Source organism: Streptomyces roseochromogenus subsp. oscitans DS 12.976, assembly GCF_000497445.1.
Classification (GTDB): Bacteria; Actinomycetota; Actinomycetes; order Streptomycetales; family Streptomycetaceae; genus Streptomyces; species Streptomyces oscitans.
The window spans coordinates 4,068,350-4,070,708 of record NZ_CM002285.1 but is presented as its reverse complement, the minus strand read 5'-3'; the positions used below and the strand labels follow the sequence as shown (position 1 = coordinate 4,070,708).

Annotated in this window: 2 protein-coding genes and 1 pseudogene; all 3 read left to right on the top strand. The window is 73.5% G+C overall.

The window, feature by feature from the left end; genetic code table 11:
- Positions 1-143 (top strand): annotated as a pseudogene (locus M878_RS99935) (pantoate--beta-alanine ligase); the annotation flags it as partial.
- Positions 140-1,849, top strand: coding sequence for an L-aspartate oxidase (locus tag M878_RS67310; protein ID WP_023547683.1), 1,710 nt, complete (start codon positions 140-142; stop codon positions 1,847-1,849). The pseudogene M878_RS99935 and the gene M878_RS67310, both read left to right, overlap by 4 nt.
- A gap of 29 nt (positions 1,850-1,878) precedes the next feature.
- On the top strand, positions 1,879-2,359 hold a 481-nt coding region (locus M878_RS99930; protein ID WP_037730693.1), incomplete at its 3' end, for a nicotinate-nucleotide diphosphorylase.

The following is a 2,359-nucleotide window of genomic DNA, read 5'->3' as shown; positions in this document are numbered from 1 at the left end:
ACTATCTCGCCCTCGTCGACCCGTCCGACTTCACGGAGATCGGCGACGGCTTCACCGGCGAGGCCGTCCTCGCCGTCGCCGCGCGGGTCGGCACGACCCGGCTGATCGACAACCTTCCTCTCACCTTCGGAGCCGCCTCGTGACCAGCACAGGCACCAGCACAGGCATACGACTGCACGCGCCCGCCCCCGGCTGGGCCATCTCCGCGGACGTGGTCGTCGTCGGTTCCGGAGTGGCCGGTCTGACCGCGGCCCTGCGCTGCGAGGCTGCGGGCCTGACGACCGTCGTCGTCACCAAGGCCCGCCTCGACGACGGCTCCACGCGCTGGGCGCAGGGCGGTATCGCCGCCGCGATCGGCGAGGGCGACACGCCCGAACAGCACCTTGAGGACACCCTGGTGGCCGGAGCGGGCCTGTGCGACGAGGAGGCCGTACGGATCCTCGTCACCGAGGGCCCCGACGCCGTACGGCGGCTGATCTCCACCGGCGCCCACTTCGACACCGACGACGAGGGCGACATCCACCTCACCCGCGAGGGCGGCCACCGCCGGCGCCGGATCGCGCACGCGGGAGGCGACGCGAGCGGTGCCGAGGTCTCCCGTGCACTCGTGGAGGCCACGCGCGCGCGTGGGCTGCGCGCCATCGAGAACGCGCTCGTGCTGGACCTGCTGACCGACGCCGAGGGCCGTACGGCCGGCGTCACGCTGCACGTGATGGGTGAGGGCCAGCACGACGGCGTGGGCGCCGTGCACGCCCCCGCGGTGGTCCTCGCGACCGGCGGCATGGGCCAGGTGTTCTCCGCGACCACCAACCCGTCCGTGTCGACCGGTGACGGCGTGGCGCTGGCGCTGCGCGCGGGCGCGGAGGTCTCCGACCTGGAGTTCGTGCAGTTCCACCCGACCGTGCTGTTCCTCGGCCCGGACGCCGAGGGCCAGCAGCCGCTGGTCTCCGAGGCGGTGCGCGGCGAGGGCGCCCACCTGGTCGACGGCGACGGCGTGCGCTTCATGGTCGGGCAGCACGAGCTGGCCGAGCTGGCGCCCCGGGACATCGTCGCCAAGGGCATCATGCGGCGGATGCTGGAGCAGGGCGCCGAGCACATGTTCCTCGACGCGCGGCACTTCGGCGCCGAGATGTGGGAGCACCGCTTCCCGACCATCCTGGCCGCCTGCCGCGCCAACGGCATCGACCCGGTCACCGAGCCCATCCCGATCGCCCCGGCCGCTCACTACGCCTCCGGAGGCGTCCGCACCGACGCCCGGGGCCGTACGACCGTGCCCGGCCTGTACGCGTGCGGAGAGGTCGCCTGCACGGGTGTGCACGGCGCCAACCGGCTCGCCTCCAACTCCCTCCTCGAAGGCCTCGTCTACGCCGAGCGGATCGCCGACGACATCGCCGCGACCCGTGCCGAGAACGGCCTCCACGCGCGCGTGCCCGTACCGGTCCCGCACCCCGAGAAGCCCGCGCACCCGCTGCTCGCCCCCGAGACCCGCTTCGCCATCCAGCGGATCATGACCGAGGGCGCCGCCGTCCTGCGCTCCGAGGAGTCCCTCGCCGGGGCCGCCGAACAGCTGCAGCAGCTGCACACGGACGCTCGTGACGTCCTCGCCGAGAACGGCAAGACCGCCGAGCCCGGCGTCGACACCTGGGAGGCCACCAACCTCCTGTGCGTCGCCCGCGTCCTGGTCGCCGCCGCACGGCTCCGTGAGGAGACCCGCGGCTGCCACTGGCGCGAGGACACCGCCGAGCGCGACGACGCACACTGGCGGCGGCACATCGTCGTACGGCTCAATCCGGACCGGTCGCTGGCCGTACGCACCACGGACACCGCAGACTTCCCCCCTACCCGGTAACACCCCAGCGCCCAGGAGCAGTGACCAACGTGAGCACCGACGACCTTCCCCTCACTCCCACCGGTGGCTGCGGCGACGGCTGCGCCTGCGGCGCCGAGGGCGACGAGGAGTACCTGGAGAGCGGGCTCGACCCCGCGCTCGCCGAACTGCTGGCCGCCGCCGGGCTCGACCCGATCGAGGTCGAGGACGTCGCCAACGTGGCCATCCAGGAGGACCTGGACGGCGGTGTGGACGTGACGACCGTCGCCACCATCCCCGAGGAGGCGGTGGCCACCGGCGACTTCACCGCGCGCGAGGCGGGCGTCGTGGCGGGCCTCCGGGTCGCCGAGGCCGTGCTCTCCGTGGTCTGCACGGACGAGTTCGAGGTCGAGCGGCACGTCGAGGACGGCGACCGGGTCGAGGCCGGGCAGAAGCTGCTTTCGGTCACTACGCGCACGCGTGACCTGCTGACCGCCGAGCGCAGCGCGCTGAACATCCTGTGCCGCCTGTCCGGCATCGCGACCGCCACGC